This window comes from Cupriavidus phytorum, from assembly GCF_003254285.1.
GTDB classification, from domain to species: Bacteria; Pseudomonadota; Gammaproteobacteria; order Burkholderiales; family Burkholderiaceae; genus Cupriavidus; species Cupriavidus phytorum.
Genome location: NZ_QKZN01000003.1, coordinates 73349 through 89560, shown reverse-complemented (window position 1 = coordinate 89560; position 16212 = coordinate 73349). Strand labels below are relative to the sequence as shown.

16 protein-coding genes are annotated in these 16212 nt (G+C 68.4%); 3 read left to right on the top strand and 13 right to left on the bottom strand.

The window, feature by feature from the left end; genetic code table 11:
- Positions 1–17 precede the first annotated feature (17 nt).
- From C7416_RS08805 to C7416_RS08780, 6 genes are all read right to left on the bottom strand, one after another.
- A complete protein-coding gene (locus C7416_RS08805) occupies positions 18–3278 on the bottom strand; it encodes a pilus assembly protein (protein ID WP_111518274.1) in 3261 nt (1086 codons plus the stop codon).
- A gap of 86 nt (positions 3279–3364) precedes the next feature.
- Positions 3365–3916, bottom strand: a complete 552-nt coding sequence (locus C7416_RS08800) for a pilus assembly PilX family protein (protein WP_111518272.1) — start codon at positions 3914–3916, stop codon at positions 3365–3367.
- A 39-nt stretch (positions 3917–3955) separates the two neighbouring features.
- A complete protein-coding gene (locus C7416_RS08795) occupies positions 3956–5017 on the bottom strand; it encodes a PilW family protein (protein ID WP_111518269.1) in 1062 nt (353 codons plus the stop codon).
- A complete protein-coding gene (gene pilV / locus C7416_RS08790) occupies positions 5014–5634 on the bottom strand; it encodes a type IV pilus modification protein PilV (protein WP_111518267.1) in 621 nt (206 codons plus the stop codon). The genes C7416_RS08795 and pilV overlap by 4 nt, the downstream gene beginning before the upstream one ends.
- Positions 5631–6125, bottom strand: a complete 495-nt coding sequence (locus C7416_RS08785) for a GspH/FimT family pseudopilin (protein WP_111518265.1) — start codon at positions 6123–6125, stop codon at positions 5631–5633. The genes pilV and C7416_RS08785 overlap by 4 nt, the downstream gene beginning before the upstream one ends.
- A gap of 2 nt (positions 6126–6127) precedes the next feature.
- On the bottom strand, positions 6128–6544 hold the full coding sequence (locus C7416_RS08780; RefSeq protein ID WP_240988142.1) for a type IV pilin protein: 417 nt from the start codon (positions 6542–6544) through the stop codon (positions 6128–6130).
- A gap of 399 nt (positions 6545–6943) precedes the next feature.
- Between C7416_RS08780 and C7416_RS08775 the strand changes: the two genes are divergently transcribed.
- A complete protein-coding gene (locus C7416_RS08775; protein WP_111518261.1) occupies positions 6944–7879 on the top strand; it encodes a MurR/RpiR family transcriptional regulator in 936 nt (311 codons plus the stop codon).
- 33 nt (positions 7880–7912) lie between these two features.
- On the opposite strand, the gene C7416_RS08770 is transcribed toward C7416_RS08775, so the two are convergent.
- The 4 genes from C7416_RS08770 to C7416_RS08755 all read right to left on the bottom strand — a co-directional run bounded on the left by C7416_RS08770 (position 7913) and on the right by C7416_RS08755 (position 11604).
- Positions 7913–8281: a hypothetical protein gene (locus C7416_RS08770; protein ID WP_111518259.1), complete on the bottom strand. Its 369-nt coding sequence runs from the start codon at positions 8279–8281 to the stop codon at positions 7913–7915.
- A 48-nt stretch (positions 8282–8329) separates the two neighbouring features.
- Positions 8330–9775 carry an HdeD family acid-resistance protein gene (locus C7416_RS08765; RefSeq protein WP_111518257.1) on the bottom strand — a complete coding sequence of 482 codons (1446 nt, stop codon included), beginning with the start codon at positions 9773–9775 and terminating at the stop codon, positions 8330–8332.
- Between the two features lie 107 nt (positions 9776–9882).
- Positions 9883–10383, bottom strand: a complete 501-nt coding sequence (locus C7416_RS08760) for an ion channel (RefSeq protein WP_111518255.1) — start codon at positions 10381–10383, stop codon at positions 9883–9885.
- A 216-nt stretch (positions 10384–10599) separates the two neighbouring features.
- On the bottom strand, positions 10600–11604 hold the full coding sequence (locus C7416_RS08755) for a collagen-like domain-containing protein (protein ID WP_111518253.1): 1005 nt from the start codon (positions 11602–11604) through the stop codon (positions 10600–10602).
- Between the two features lie 445 nt (positions 11605–12049).
- Between C7416_RS08755 and C7416_RS08750 the strand changes: the two genes are divergently transcribed.
- Positions 12050–12298, top strand: a complete 249-nt coding sequence (locus C7416_RS08750) for a hypothetical protein (RefSeq protein ID WP_111519037.1) — start codon at positions 12050–12052, stop codon at positions 12296–12298.
- Between the two features lie 60 nt (positions 12299–12358).
- Here C7416_RS08750 and C7416_RS08745 read toward each other — a convergent pair whose 3' ends face one another.
- Positions 12359–12697 carry an RcnB family protein gene (locus C7416_RS08745; protein WP_111518251.1) on the bottom strand — a complete coding sequence of 113 codons (339 nt, stop codon included), beginning with the start codon at positions 12695–12697 and terminating at the stop codon, positions 12359–12361.
- A 392-nt stretch (positions 12698–13089) separates the two neighbouring features.
- Here C7416_RS08745 and C7416_RS08740 point away from each other — a divergent pair, with 392 nt between their 5' ends.
- Complete coding sequence (locus C7416_RS08740; protein ID WP_111518249.1) at positions 13090–14262, top strand: GGDEF domain-containing protein; 1173 nt, start codon at positions 13090–13092, stop codon at positions 14260–14262.
- A gap of 35 nt (positions 14263–14297) precedes the next feature.
- Here the strand turns inward: C7416_RS08740 and C7416_RS08735 are convergent, their stop codons facing one another.
- Entirely contained in the window at positions 14298–15233 is a 936-nt protein-coding gene (locus C7416_RS08735) for a BMP family lipoprotein (protein ID WP_111518247.1), read from the bottom strand.
- Positions 15230–16192 (bottom strand): Bug family tripartite tricarboxylate transporter substrate binding protein, encoded by a 963-nt coding sequence (locus C7416_RS08730; protein WP_240988141.1) that lies wholly within the window; start codon positions 16190–16192, stop codon positions 15230–15232. The genes C7416_RS08735 and C7416_RS08730 overlap by 4 nt, the downstream gene beginning before the upstream one ends.
- Positions 16193–16212: the final 20 nt, after the last annotated feature.

Sequence of the window (16212 nt, the reverse complement as noted above, 5' to 3'; positions counted from 1 at the left end):
GGCAGCGCCATCGGCATTCACTTCCTGTCGGTCTGGGTGTACCAGTAAGTGCGCTTGCGCTTGCCGATGCCCGGCGGCGAGATCTTCTGCGCGCCCAGCGACGAAGTATTGTCGCCGCCCCCGGGACCGGTCTGGTTGCCGCCACCGATCAGCACCGGCACGTTGCTGGTGTTGCCCGACTTGTCCGTGACCGCAACCACGCCGAATACCGGCGACGGCGGCAGGCCGCCATTGTTGAACACCACGTGGCGGTTGTTGTTGATGCCCTTGCCGGTCAGGAACGACACCGCATACCCGCGCGCAATGCCAAGGTCGGGATAGCAGGCGCCGGCCTTGGGAACGCTTGGCTGGTTGGTTCCGAAGTAGGTATAGCCGGCCACGGTGAGGGGTGCGTTGACCACTTTCTCGCCGGCGCCCAGGGTCAGGTAGAACCCCTTGGCGGTGGTCGCATCGGCATATTCGGTGCTGGTGGCGTCGAACAGGCTGCTCTCGGTCAGTGGCGTCCAGGTCGACGGCAAACCGCCGGTGAGTGCGGTGTCCTTCAGCATGTAGAACCGGTTGACGACGTTGTAGGCCAGTCCCGGCGTGGTGCTGGTGGTGTATAGCGGATGCTCGCGGTCGCCACTGCCGATCATCACCGCATCGTAGGCCCCGGTGGTGATGACGTCGGGCGGGTACATGAACTTGCGCGCGTCGTTGGTAGCCTGTGCGCCGCCCAGTGCGGCGAACCTGCCCAGCGTCCACGCCGCCGGGCCGGTGCCGGCCGCGGTCTCGAAATCGAGCCGCCAGATATTGCCGCCGACGTCGCCGACATAGCCCTTGTCGATCAGTGCGTCGCCGTTGCGATCGACCACCGCCACGTCGGACGGAATCGCGCGGCTCATGCCGGCCGGCGTGCTGCAGACCGTGTCGGCAAGGCCGGAGCAATTCGCCAGCCAGGCGCACACCACATTACCTTCGAACGCGTCGAAGACAATGACACCGCGCCCCTGCGCGCCGCTGCCGCCGCCCTTCGACGGTTCCGCGTCCTCGCCCGGATCGTAGCCGGCACCCATCACCACCAGCGGGTTGTCATAGCCCTTGACGCGGATCACGCGCGGTTGCGACCAGGTCTGGCCAAGTTCGGCAATCGCGCTGCTGTCGGCTTTCCACAAGAACTGCGGCGCCATCGGATCGGTCACGTCCAGCGCATACACCAGCCGCCCGCCGCGCCGCGCGGTCAGGTAGATCACCACACGCGGCTTCGACGGGTCGCGCAGGTCCTGGTACACCGTGGTGGTGCCGTCGAAGAAGTAATCGCGCGGCCTGGCGCCAGAGCCCGTCGGTGATCCGCTCAACTGCACCTCCGGCGCGTTGGTATAGAGCCGGCTGAGCTTGCCGTAAAACTCCGGCGGGACGAAGCCCCACAGTTCCCCGCCCGGACGCACGCCGCCGATGCCGGTGGCCTGGTTGCCGTTGACCGCATGGAACACGCCATCGTTGGCGCCGTAGAACACCACCACGCCGGTGCTGCCGCCGTAGTTGATCACCACCGGCCGTGAATGCAGTACGTCGCCGTGGACGGAACCGCGCACCGTCACGTCCCCGCCCGGACCCGCCTGGAGTTCCTTGCCGGCCACCGTGCTTTCCTTGAGCGCGTACACGTCGCGGCCGCGCACCCAGTTGATGAGGTTGGCGACATCGCCCGCGGTGCTGTTCAGCGCCGACTGCCCGGTCGCGCCGGTCAACGCGGCATTGCCGGTATCGAACGACACCAGCGCCTTGCTGGTCTTGCTGCAGCCACCGCTGGGGCAGGTATAGAGTTTGCGCGCCGACTGGTCCCTGATGATTTGCGCACGCAGCATCTCGCCCGCGCCGCCCTTCTCGACGATCTCGCCGTCGCCGCCGACGGTGCCGCTGACACCGTCGGCTGAATCCAGCGCGCCCGCGGCGCCCGATGGACTATTGACCCAGAAGCCCTTGGCCGGCCATCCCGCCACGGCGCTGCCGGTATAGCTGTTGCCGCTGAACCCCTGGGGCGGCTCGGCGGTCCAGAAGCTCTTGGCGTTGGGCGAGATGAAACCCGTACCGGCACTGCTGATCGCACTCTGCTGGTTTGGCCCGGGCGGATTGGCGTCCAGCACCACGATCTGGTTCTTGTTGTCGTAGCCGAGCTTGTACTGCTTCAGGTTACCCATCCACCGCGGCGCCGCGGTGGCGTCGGGCCGGAACATGCCGATATAGATCTGGTTCAGGTACGAACCCTGCCCATTGACGCTGACCGGCAGGCTCACCGACGAGAACACGTTGTTGATCGCCTGCATCTCGTTGAAGATCTGCAGCAAGGCGTCGACCATTGCCTGGACATCGCCGAGCTCGACCACATAGCGCTTGCCGCCGGCGTTGTCGGCCATGCTGCGGGTCGATTCGACATAGTCCGGGTTCCTGCCGTCGGTGACCGCAATCGTGTAGGTGATGATGTTCTGGTTGTTGTCGAGATTACCGTTGATGTCGGTCTCGTACATGAACCGCGCCCACTCGTCGCCCCAGTTGCTGGCGTACTTGTCCTTGCCGGCCTCGAGCTTGAGCGGGGTCAGCTGCCTGGTCGTGGCACCGGCGGCCACCAGCGCGTCGTAGGCCACCGATCCGGTGTCCTGCGGCTTGCCGTTGTTGACCGCGTTGGCGATATAGATGACGAAGTTCTTCTGGCAGGGGTTGGTGATGGGTGAGGTGTACTGCGTGCCAGATAACCCCTTCCGGCCTCCGAAGAAGGCCCACGCCTCCTGCATGCCGGCGCCGACCTGCGAATTGTTGGAGTTGTCGGCCTGGCGATCGATGGTGGTGATGTACTTGAGAAATTCGGCGCCGTTGGTGGCGTTCATCACCGGCAGCGTGTACGGGGCCGCCGCCGGATGGCGAAACCTGCCGCCGACGTTGTTGCCTGTGCCGAACATCATCAGCCCCATGTTGATGTTGCCGGTCAGCTGCGGGTTGGTCACCAGCGTGTTGACCGCGCGATACAACGCGCATTGGATCGCGCCGACATCGGTGCCCGCGTTGTTGGCGCTGACCACACTGACGCCGTTCGAATCGACCGTATCGCAACCCTTGATGGTGGTCGATGCATTCCACGTCGAGGCATTGTCCAGCAGCAACAGGACATTGGGCTTGGTGCCGGCATTGGTCTGCAGGCCGGTGAACAGGTCAATGTCTTCCGCCCGCGCCCCTTGCGATCCGGCCAGGGTCAGCAGCACGGCGAAGCCGGCATGCGCGAAACAGGTGCGCAGGCGAAGGGTCATGTTCGAGGCGCAACGGCGGCGGGCAGGGTTCGTCATGCGGGTTCCCGTGCTAGGCATGGTGAAAGGGTGGCGCTGCGGCTTCGACGTCACGGGCATACCGAGCCGGTCGGCATCCGCACCGCCACACCCTGGTGGACGGTGGCCGCGGCACCCGTGGTGGCGGCGTCATTCACCGTGGCGGCGACGTCCCACTGGGTCGCATTGCACAGCGAATTGCCGGCGTTGTTGCCAGCCGTGACGATGCCGGTGTTCTGCACGTTGCTGCCGACGAAGCAGGACACATCGTCCGGATCGCCCAGGTCCAGCTCGACGTTCTTCATCGGCTTGCTGGCTACGCATTCCGGCTTGGCCACCTGGGCAACGTAGTCGGCCCTGCCATCGGCGCTGACGTCCACCGGCACGCTAAGCGCCGCAGGTGCCTTGGTGAAGTCGTCGGAGATCACCTGTTCAATGGCCTGCTGCGCGACGTCGCGCGCCTCCATCGCGTTTTGCTGGTTGGCCGCCACCTTGACGTTGATCAGTCCGGAGTTGACCATCGCCACCGCGATCAGCAGGAACAACACCATGAACACCAGCGTCACGACCAGCGTGACCCCGGTTTGCCTGCGGCGCGGCGCCGTGCCGGATGACCTTTTCATTGCATGCCTTGACGATATCGGGTGATGACGGCCTTCGTCCTATTGCTCGCGCAGCCCGGCGACGTTGACCACGCGCGCCACCTGGGCGTAGACATGGCGCTTGTAGCCGTCGTTGAAGGGTCCGCTCGCCATCGCGCGGCCCAGGTCATAGGTGCGGTTGTCCGCCTGGCCGCCGGAAGGCCGCAGCGTGCGGGCCAGCACGTCGACACGCACAGTGGTGACGTTTCCCCAGTTGGCGAGCGCATTGGTCCAGTCGTAGCCCGGCACGACCGCACAGGCGGCGGCGTTGTTGGCGCCCGGGTCTTCCACATAGCAGTCGGCGGAGCCATTGCTGTCGAGATCCATGCCGTAGCGGACGTGCATGTCCTGCACACCCTGCGCGACGGAGCGCACCTGGAATGCGCCATTGACCAGCTCTGCCATCTTCAGGGTGGGAATGCCGTCGCCGCCGTTGGTGCAGCGGTCGCACCCGGCAAGGTAGAAGACGCGCACCACGGCCTGGCGCAACTCAGCGCGCATGCCGGGATCGCAAGCCTTGGTCCGCAGCGGGAAAGCCGCTGCTGCGCTGGCGTCGAAAACGAAGGACACACTGTCGTCGGGACAGGCAGAGACCTGAAGGTAGGGCACGCCGGGCACCGGCGCCGCCACAGCGGTGGTCGACACGCGCCGCACCACCAGCACTTCCGAGTTGGCCGACATATCGGGCAGGCACGGAGCCACCACGCCTGGGGCATAGCCGGCAAGCGCAAGCGGCACGGTGGTGCCGGCATCGAATCCCAATGCCGCTGGATCGGTCGCACACAGCGCCGGACCCGCAAGGGTCGCGCCGCGCGCAATGCTGCCCACACCAAAAAACCCCGCCAGCTCCACCTCGCGCCGGATCTGCTCCAGCGCATAGCGCCCGTTCTCCACCTGTTCGGCCGATTTGGCGAACTCGGTGCGCGACAGGCTGTTGGCGTAATACAGGCTGGCCAGCGCGGTCAGCAGCACCAGGCCGATGGTGATGCCGATCATCAGCTCGATCAGCGAGATGCCGCGCTGGCGCCGCAGGCGCGTGGCGCGGGCCCGGGATGCAGGCACGGAAAAATGCGGCGCGGTCATGACACGGTCCCGAGGGTGCCGATGCGGATCTGCGTGCTGACCGCGCGGCGATACGCGTCGTTGCCGTACTGGTCCTTGCCGCAGCCGAGCGCCGGCGCGGCCGTGGTGGCCAGCCCCTGCCACGCCACGGTGATGCGGTAGACCTGGTTGACCGCGTCGACGGTCTCGATGCAGCCGCGCGCGCCGATCATCGCGCCTACCGCTTGCGCGGGATCGACCGAGCTGGCGCCCGGGCGCATCTCGGCGCTGCCGAGCAAGGCCGCGTTCCAGGCCTGCAGGTCGGCGTTGGCGGTGGCGTTCTGCGCGGCGCTGCCCTGTGTGCATGCGGCCGGCGGCGCGGCCGCGCTGCCCAGCTGCATGCCGGCGGCGCCGTTGGCATAGCACGCGGCCACCTGGCGGTTGGCGTTCAGGCGCGCGGCCATGTCCTGCAGCAGCGCCAGCGCCTGCACGCGCTGGTAGGACTCCATCTCGGTCTGGCCCGAGCGCGCCACCAGTCCGGCGGTGCCCAGCAGCGCGACCAGCAGGATCACCACCGCCACCAGCACTTCGATCAGTAGGAAGCCGTCCTGCGCACGGTGCGCAGGGCGGCGCTGCCGCAATATGGCGATGCGCGTCATGTGCAGGCCCCGTTGGTGGAGGCGATGCGGCCGGTCTCGCTGACCTGCACGCACACGCGCGTGGTGGCCGAGGTATCGCCCCCGGGCGCGAACTCGAACGTCATCGCCGCGCCGGTCAGCCGGCCGTCGTTGCCGACTGCCAGGCCGCCGGCCGCGCTGGGCGTGATGGCCAGCCCGCCATAGGGCCCGAACGAACGTACCGTCTCGGCGCCCACGCTCACGGTCCACCCTGCGGTCCAGGCGGCGCCGGCCGGGGCCAGCGAGACCGTGGCATTGCGCTTGACCGCTTCGCTGCGCGCCAGCACCAGCGCCGACGCCAGGTCGAGCGAGGCGCTGCGCACGCGCTGGCCGGCGATCAGCGAGGCAAAGGAAGGCGCCGCCGCGACCGCCAGGATCGCCAGCACCGACAAGGCGCACAGCAGCTCGATCAGCGTAAAGCCGCGGCGCGCACGCCGCCGGCGATGATTCGCGCGGGGAAGATTGGGCCGCATGGTCAGTTCCAGCAGTCGGTGCCCGCACCCGAGGCGGACTTGGCGCCGGCGCTGGTCAGCGTCAGCGTGCCGCAATCGGTGTCGCTGAGCTGGCTGCCCTTGGGCGTGGCGACGATGCTGTAGCGCGGCGGCGGCGCCGCGCCCGGTGTCACCGTAACGTCGTAGCGCGTGGCCAGACCGGCAGGCACCGACATGCCGAGCGCGCCGAGGCTGGCGGCATAGGCGCGGTTGTCGACCAGGAAGCGCTCCTGCGCGCCCGAGACCTCCAGCATGAAGGACTCGATCGCGGCGCGGTTGGAGCGCACCACGTAACGGCTGTAGTTGGGAATGGCGACGGCGGCAAGAATGGCGATGACCGCCACGGTGATCATGACTTCGATCAGCGTGAAGCCATGCGGCGGCCTGCCCCGGCATCGCATGCCGGCAGCCCCCTGAGTCCCGACCGCCCGGATTCCTGCGTAGGATCCGACCCCCGGGATGACCCTGAATATGACCCGAAACGGCGGGTTGACCCTCCCACCGTGTCGCACTGCCGGGCTTCTATGTCCCATGCTCGCGCTCCGCTACTCATTATGTTCCGGACGACCGAATTCCGGAGGTTATGGCGCGGAGTGTAAGTCACGATCCGTTAAGCGGGTAAGGAAAATACGATGCCGGTGGACCGGCGTTGTAGCGAAGTGACAGTGGCGTGGCCGGGTGTCATGAGGTGTAAAGATTCCGGCCGGCGCGGACGTTAATGCGCCCGCCATCGCCCCGACGCGGTGCGCAGGCGGCCGCACCTGTGCAACAATCGTTACATCCCTGAAGCCGGAGCACCCATGTCGTCCGATCCCCCCGCCTCTTCCCGGCCCGGGACACCAACGCCAACACCGCCACCAGCGCCGCCCCACGACCTCGAGGCACTGCTGGAATTGCTGCGCCGCGGCTTTCCCACCCTCAGCACGCAATTCCAGGGCGGTGCCCGCTACCTGCTCGACCATCCGCAGGACGTGCCGGTGCTGTCGATGCGCAAGATCGCGGCCAGCGCCGGAGTGCAGCCCGCCACCCTGGTGCGGCTGTCGCAGCATCTCGGCTTCGAGGGCTGGCAAGCCATGCGCGAGCTGTTTGTCGACGCGCTGCGCGGCGGTACCCAGCCGTATGCGCGGCGCGCGCGCAAGGTGGTGCGCGAAAGCAGTGCCAGCCGCATGCTGGGCGAGATGCTCGAGGCACAACACCACAACCTGGACCGAATCGCCACCAGCAACGAGAAAACGCTGCCGCAAGCCGCCGAGCTGCTGTCGCACGCGGCCTGCGTGCATGTGGCGGGCTTCCGCTCATGCTTTCCGATCGCGTTCACCTTCCACTATGTCTACCGGCTGTTCCGCAGCAGCGTGCATTTGATCCGCGCCGATGCCGGCACGCTGGAGATGGAGCTGCGCGGGCTGGCGCCCAAGGATGCGGTGGTGGTGGTCAGCTTCGCCCCGTATTCGCAGGAAAGCATCCGCGTGGCCGAGGCCGCGCGCGAGTGCGGTTGCAAGGTGATCGCGCTGACCGACAGCACGGTCGCGCCGATCGCGCTGGCCGCGGACTGCACGCTGCTGTTCTCGGTCGAAAGCCCGTCGTTCTTTCCGTCGATCACGGCCGGCGTGGCCGTGGTCGAGGCGCTGGTCGAACAACTGCTGGCGCGCAAGGGCAAGGGCGCCATCCGCGCGCTGGAGCAGGCCGAGGGCGAATTGCATCGCACCGGGGCGTATGTGACGCCCGGGCACGGCTGAGCCCGCGGCCCGTTCGACAGCGCAGCCGGGCGCTTACTGCGTGCACTTCTCCCGGTACGCCTGCTGCAGCGATTGCTTCGGCCGGTCCCGTTCCAGCTCCGGCACCATGCGGCCCTGGGCGGTTTCGATGGCCGGCTCGGTGGCGCGGTACTCGCGCTTGGGCGCCTGCGCAATCTGCTCGGCCAGCGCGCGGCACTCGTCCGACTGGATGCTGGCCGGTGTCGCCGACGGGTCGGGACGATAGGGGTTGGTGCCTTGCTGCACCGCTTCATTGATAGCGGCGGCGGCACCGCCCTGGTCCTGCGTCTGCGCATGCGCGCCGCACGCCACCGCCAGGGCACCAAGGGCGCAATGGGCGACTAGGGCGGCAAAGCGGTTCAGGATTCGCTGGCGTCTTGGCATGATGCGATGTCTCCTCTGGCTCGACGGTTTCTGGCAAATACCGCGAGCTTAATCGGTCCCGCGCGGCCTGGCACTACCGGCATTTGCGGCACTTGCGACATTGCCGGCCTGCGGGGCCTCTCCGGCTTCGGCACGCTGCGCGGCCTCGCGCCAGTCCTGGCGCTGGCGCCGCATCTGCCCCAGCGCCATGCGCGTCATGCTGGCCCAGCCGGACGGCCGCGGATCGGCCAGCATGCTGAGCGCGCGGGCGTAATCCAGCGTCAGCCCCGGGGTCCAGGCCATGGTCTTGGCGCGCTTGCGGATCTGCGCCGCCACCCATAACTCCGGCGTGGTGAGCAGGCGCCACAGCGGCCGCCAGCCCCGCGCCTGACGCCAGACCCGGGCCGAGGCGCCTTCCAGCGCCGCTTCGAGCGCGTGCGAGACCGTGCTGGAGCAGTTGCGGTAGGTCAGGTTGTAGGTGGTGTCCTGCCGGTACGCGTCCCAGAAGCGGCGCAGGCGCTCGGGGTCGTAGTTGCGGATGCGCACCTGTACCGTCGATGGGCACCAGGCGCGCGCCTCGGTCTGGTAGTCGGGCTGGAACTTGCCCGGCACGTCGTTCTCGCGAGTGGCGCGCAGGATGCGGGTGAATTCGTCGGGCGCGCGGTCGATCTCTTCGGCCGGGTACAGGCTGATGTAGATGCCTTCGGGCGATTCCAGCGCGGCATGGCCGGTGGAGATGACCCCGTCGCGGTCCACCGCGGCGATATAGCGATCCACCAGCGGCTGGCGGCGCGCTTCGCCGCGAGCGGAGCCGACCGGGGTCCAGACATGCACCGTCAGCGCATGCTCGCCGGGCCCGGGCGGGCCGTCCCACAGCGTCAGGTCGGGCGCGTCGCTGGCCGTATGGAGCGTCGGCGCGGTATCGGCCGGCGCCGCGTCGGCCGGGTCCATGCCGGGGTTATGGTCCAGCCGGCGCAGGCGCGAGGCCAGCAGCAACAGGTTCCAGCCGCCGAAGACCAGCCCCAGGCCAAGGCAATACGGCACTGTGCCGACATAGTGGGTCGGGTACGGCTGATAGAAGAAGATCGCGACCAGGATCTCGAACACGCCCACGGCAATCGCCAGGCGCCAGGTGCGGAAGCGCACCACCCGCGCCGACACGATCTGCAGCAGCCCGTCGGCCAGGAACAGCGTGGCGAAGATCATCGACAGCACGAAGTGGCCGTGATGGTGGCCGGCGAGGATCAGCAACGCGGCAAAGCAGAACGACACGCCCTTGACCTGGCGCAGCGTGCGCTGCCCGCCGATGCCGCTGCGCGCCACCACCAGCGTGGCCAGGCCTTCGAGCAGCAGCACCACCGCGAACGGCGTCATCGGGAAGTAGATGGCGTTGTCCAGTGCATCGACGAACGCCACCACGCCCAGCAGCACGCTCACACAGCCCAGCCACAGCAGGCCGCGCCAGCGCGTGCGCAGGTAGTCGACGCCGAGCAGGATCATTACCAGTCTTGCCATGTGCGCTTATTCCCTTTTGTTGTCGGCCGCCGCTTGTTGTTGGCCGCGGCCCGTGGTTTGAACACAGACGCAAGGCGCCGAGGAAGCCGGAACGATGCCGTCAGATACTAGCCGCGGCGATGCTCGCCGCCCTCCTCGCGCTCCAGTTCCCAGTCGCGGCGCATCATGACGTAGGTGAACGAGGTGGACCAGCCGATCAGGATCAGGCCGACCAGCGGCTCGATACTGGCGATCAGGCGGCTGGCGCCCACCGGCACGATATCGCCCAGGCTCTGGGTGGTAAAGGTTTCCAGCGCGAAGTAGGCGTAGAGCAGCGCGTCCGGCTGCGCGCGCGCGGCCTCGACTCCGGGCACGGCGACCCCGGCCAGCCCGCCCAGTCCCAGCACGCGGTCGGCAAACCAGAAGCCCCCGGCAAACACCATCGCTTCGAGGCAATGGACCAGGATGATGCAGACGATCAGCACGCCGATATTCATGCGCCCGCTCCAGCGCCGCGGATGCATCGCGGACAACAGGCGCAGCGCCTCGTAATGGATGCCGACCACCGTCACGGTCAGCACGGCGGCGCACAGCAGGGCCAGCGAATAATGTTCGGCGGAGGTTTCCATGCGCGGGGGCGCTCCCGTATGACGTCGGTGCAATCGGGATGGTACGGGTAGGGACGGGCAAAAAAATGACGCCCTCCAAAATAACACCGGAAGGCGTGGGGGAAAACCAGGACGCGCTACGTGGCCCGCGCGCGTCGTGCGCCGGCGGCCCTGGCAGAGGGTCGGGAGGCGGCCTGGCGGCCGCTGTTTTTGAATGGCGCGACGCGGCGCCGTGGTTCAGCTACCGGACTTGCACGACAGGTTCACGTACAGCCCGCCGCCCCAGTTGAAGCTGTTGTTGCCGCTGACCTGGACCTGTACCACGTCGTTGGCGGCCACCGGTGTGGTCGCCGGCGCCGAGCAGGTGCGCTCGCTGTTGTCGAGCATGCATTGCGACGCGTCGGTGATGGGCAGCACGTTGACCTGGTCCAGCGCCGTGCCGCTGGCGACACGGTGCGCCGTGACGGTGTACGCCGCCTTGGCGGGTACCTGGCCCGCCAGGATCGCGGTCAGGGTGAAGCCGCCCTCGCAGGCCACCGGCATCACTGCGCCGAAGTACGGGTCGCTGCTCTGCAGCGTCAGCCCGGTACCGGTCATGACATAGGTGCCGACGCCGCCCGGCGGCGCCGTGACGGCGAAGTTGGCGGTGTAGACGGTGGCGCCCGTGCCAGGCTCGCCGGGGTCGCCCTTGTCTCCCTTCTCGCCTTGCTCGCCCTGCTCGCCTTTCTCTCCGGCCGGACCGGGCGCACCGTCGGCACCTGCGGGGCCCGCGGGCCCGACCGGGCCGGTCAGGCCGACCACCGAGATCCCGGCCGGCCACCCATCCGCGGTCTTCGGCCCGAACAGCGTGCTGGTGGTGGTATTCAGGTAGAAGCTGCCCACCGCGCCGTCCGCCGCGGTCGGATCGGCCGCGCCATGCAGCAGCGTGGCGCCCGGCGCCCCGGCCACGCCTTGCGGGCCAATCAGCGACACCCCGGCGGGCCACTCGCCGCCGGCCTTCGGGCCGTACAGCGTCGAGCTCGAGACATTGAGGTAGAAATCGCCATCGCTGCCCATGTCCGCGGTGGGTGCATTGGTGCCGGACAGCATGGTCTTGCCATCGGCGCCGGCGGGGCCGGGCACGCTGGCGGCCGGGCCGGCCCCGGCGGTGGTGGAATCGCCACCGCCGCCGCCGCAACCGGCGAGCAGGATGGCAAGGCAGGCGAGCGGAAGCGCCGCCCGTTTCAGGTCGATCTGTTGCATGGTGGAAGCCCCCCGTTTTCATGGATTGAAGTCCCGGTGCGATGCCGGGTAGCTCCAATCTAGAAAGGGAGGCGATTGCGATAAATCGTGCATTGGCATGGGCTGTTTCAACCCTGAAGCGCCAGCCAGAACACAAAGAATGCCCCGGCCCTTGCCATGCCCGGCAGTCGGGTCAGCCTGCAAAAAGGCCAGTGAAAATGCGGGACCAGGCCATTGGAATGGCCCTGCCGGGCCCCGGCGCCGGCTTCGGCCAAATGGTTGAATATCGGATGAATGGCGCACCGCAGGGCCGGAAAAAGGCCGGCGCGACAGCGTTCAAACGAGAAACAAAACCGCGCGATTTACCCCTTCGAGAGGGTATGTTCCGCGCCGCCGGCCGGCCTGCCGCCAATGGCGGTGCCATGCACTATGCTGAAGGCTCCAACAGTTCTGCGTGGAGGCCACCGTGTACAAGTTCCTTCCCCTCGCCACCGCCATCGTGCTGTGCGGCGCCACCGGCATGGCATTCGCCCATAACTGTCCCAACGAGATGAAGGCCATCGATGCCAAGCTGTCGACCAACCCCAAGCTCTCGACCGAGGACGCCGCCAAGGTCTCCAAGCTGCGCGCCGACGGCGAGGCCTATCACAAGGCCGGCAAGCACGATGAATCGATGAAGTCGCTGCTCGAGGCGAAAAAGATCCTGGGCATCTGACCGCCGATTCCGGCCACAAAAAAACCGCCACGCGTCGGGCGTGGCGGTTTTTTTGTGGCCTCAGGAGCCTGATCCGACCTGCTGGATCACGCCGTTGGGCGCCACCAGGTAATACTCGGCGCCGATCCCGACCCAGCGCGTACCCTTGCGCGGCGCGGGCAGGTTGTACTGTTTGTAGTCGTCGATCACATACTGGCGGTCCCGGAACTCGGTAGGCAGCCGGTCGCCCTTCTTCCACTGCTGCACCTGCATATAGGGCGAGCTCTGCGCCATCGGCGCGGACGCGGCCATGGGTTCGGTCATCGGCCTGGACCTGGCACCGCCCTGCGCCATCGCGAACGGCGCCGCCAGCACGCTTGCCGCCAGCAACAACACTGGCATCGCTTTCTTGGTCTTCATCGTGATCTCCTTGCGTACGGGAAAACCGAACTGCCGGAGGATCCGACAGCATCTACCAGATTAGTCACAAATGCCGCCAAGCGGGCATCCGGCGGCTGCGGCGATGGGCAAGCGCGGGCCGCCCGTGTTCACAATTGTTTGCCGGTCAGGCCCCCATTCGGGGGGGCGCCTTAGGCGCCACCCGTGTCTAGAATGCTCGCACAGAAACAATTTGTTACCAGCAGTTGCCGCCCAGTTCATTGCTGCGGGCCGCACTGCGGGGCCCGCCCGCGGCGGTGCACCGCGCCCGCGCGGCGCCTGCGGCTATCCATGTTCCCTGGCTTGCGCGCTTCGACGCGCTTCGCACGCGGGCTTCATCCCCTGCCAGAGAACACCAAGACAGGGGACTCTCCGTGTTGCACGATGCCGGTCGATTCCTGGCACTGGTCAATCCCGCCATTGCCTTGCTGCTTGCGCTCTGCTTCCTGTTTGCATGGCGCCATGAGCGCACGCGGCCCCACCTGCTGCAGCTGGGCGCCTGCTATCTGCTGGCCGCCGCGGCCATCGGCCTGCAGGTACTGTGGCCGCCGCGCGCTGGCGGCGGGCCTGCCACCGTTGCCGGCGCGCTCTACCTGGGCAGCGCCGTGCTGCTGTTGCGCGGCATGCTGGCCCGCATCGGCACACGTCCCGACCGCTGCGCGGCGGTGGCGCTGCCGCTGGCCCTGTTCGGCATGGTGGCATGGTTCGACCTGGTGCATCCCAGCCTGGTCGCGCGCATCTACATCCTGAACGTCGGCGTCGCGATGATCCTGCTGGCGGGGGTGGCGCCGCTGGCCCCGCTGCGCACCGGCCGCACCGTGGACCGGGTGCTGTTCTGGGTGTTCGTGGTGTTCGCGCTGCAGTTCCTGCCGCGCACGCTGCTGGCGCTGGCGCCGGGCGCCGCGCACGATGCCGCCGCGCTGCTGCCCACCACCTACTGGCTATGGCTGCAGGCCACACTGGCCTTGCTGCTGCTGGCGCTCGGACTGGCCCTGCTGGCGGCGACCGCGCAGGACGTGATCGACGACCTGCGCCATGAACGCGATACCGATCCGCTGACCCAGCTGCACACGCGCCGCAGCCTCGAGACCCTGGCCGCGCGCCAGATCCCGCCGCGCCCGGGCGAGGCCCTGAGCGTGCTGCTGTGCGACCTGGACTTCTTCAAGTTCATCAACGACAACTACGGCCACGGCGCCGGCGATGCGGTGCTGGCGCAAGTCGGCCGCGTCATCGCCGCGGGCATCCGCCGCCGCGATATCGCCGCGCGCCTGGGCGGCGAGGAATTCGTCGTGCTGTTGCCAGACACCCCGCACGAAGCGGCGCTGCAACTGGCCGAGCGCCTGCGCGAGACGCTGGAGCAGACCAGCATGGAGGCCCTGCCCGGCATGCGCAACGTGACCGCCAGCTTTGGCGTGGCCACGCTGCGGCCCGGCGAAGACCTGGAAGCGCTGCTGATGCGCGCGGACAACGTGCTGTACGCGGCCAAGAACAACGGACGCAACTGCGTCGAGTGGGAGCGGGAGGCCGGCTTGCCGGCGCTGGTGTGAAATCTCTGCGTGGTGGCCTTCCGTCAATGCGATGACTACGCGACCGCAGGTATGCCGCCGGTCTGGAACTCGGGGCCGGCATAGTCCTCGTCCACCGCCACGCCGCCATCGAGCAGCCGCTGGCTCCAGTGGTCGAGCGCCACGCGCGCGGCCTGGCTGACATCGCGGCCCGGCGCCAGCCGCACCGCGGCCGGCGTCTCGAGTCCGAACGCGCGCGCCGTGCCCCATGCGATGCGGTCGCGCGCAAAATCCGTGATCGCGCGCTCGACGCACAGGCCGCTGTCGGCCACGGCCGATGCCAGGAAGACCTCCGGATCCCGGCGCGTCCAGTCCAGCACGTTGCCGATCTGGCGCATGCCGCTGGCGCGGCAGGCGGCGATGGCGCCGTCGCGGCCGCCGTCGATCATCGCAAAGACGATATCGGCGCCCGCCCGGGCCTGCGCGGTGACGGCGCGGGCAGCAAGATCCGGGTCATGCTGGTTGCCGCAGAAGGTGGTCAGCGCCGTCACGCCCGGCGTGGCGCTGCGCACGCCATGGAGAAACGCCGCGCGGCCCTTCAGTCCCGGGCGCACCTTCTCGCCGGACAGATGCGCCACCACCCCGGTGCGCGAATCCGTTGCCGTGAGCACGCCGGCAAGGAAGGCCGACTGTTCCTGCAGCACGGTGTAGCTGGCGGTATTGGCGGACAGCACGCTGCCCTGCGTGACCACGAAGCGGCGCAGCGGATGGCGCGCGGCGGCCACTGCGACCGGATAGTCGCCCTGGCCGCCGTGGGCCACCACCAGGTCCGGTTCGCTTTCGCACAATGACAGCACGGCCGCGGCGCGCGCCTGCGGCTCAGGGTCGGCAATCCATGCCACGGCCACATCGTGGCCGGCATCCCGCGCGCGCACGGCACCGGCATGTCCGGCCTCGTTGAAGCTGCCGCGACCCTCAGGCCCGAACAGCACTACCTGGATGCGCGCGCTCATGACAGCGTCGCCCCGGTGGCCGCGACCACCGGCCCCCATGCCTGCACCTGCTGCCGCACGTAGGCGGCGAAGGCCTCGGGCCGACGCTCGGCCAGCACGAAGCCCTGGGCTTCCAGGCGGCCGCGCACGGCCGGTTGTTGCAGGATGTCCTGCAGGGGCTGATGCAAACGTTGCACGATGTCCTCGGGAAGATTGGCCGGCGCCGAGACGCCGACAAAGTTTTCGGCGACCAGGCCGGGATAGCCGGCTTGCGCGACGGTAGGCAGCCGCGGCGCCTGCGGTACGCGCTGGGCCGAGGTCACGGCCAGCAGGCGCAGGTCGCCCGATTGCAGCAACGGCAGGTTCTGCGGCAATGCGTCCACTGCGAACGGGATCCGCCCGCCAAGCAGGTCGGCGCGCATCGGCCCCGCGCCCTTGTAGGGCACGTGGGTCAGCTTCAGCCCGGCCTGCTGGCCGAACAGTTCGCCGACGATATGCGCCACGGACGCCGCGCCGCCGCTGCCGAACGGCACCGGATCGCGCTGCGCGCGAATCCACGCCGCCAGTTCCGCCAGGCTGCGTGCGGGCACCGACGGATGCACCGCGAACACCATCGGCACCGCGCCGATGTAATGCACATGCGTAAAGCTGTGCACCGGGTCGTAGCTGGGCCGCCGGAGCAGGAAGGGCGAGATGCTCAGCGCGGCCGAGTTCGACATCAGCAGCGTGTAGCCATCGTTCGGCGCGGAGGCAACGGCCGCGGCGCCGATGGTGGATCCCGCTCCCGGGCGATTGTCGGTCACGAACGGCTGTCCCAGCCGCTCCTGCAGCAGCGGCGCCAGCAGGCGCGCGACGATGTCGCTGGACCCGCCGGGCGGGAACGTCACCACCAGCCGCACCGGATGCCGCGGCCATGCCGCGCCGTGCTCCGCGTGCGCGGGTAGCCCGGCCAGGGCCGGCAGTGCAAGCAGGCGCGCCATGCATTGTCTTCTGGAAACCA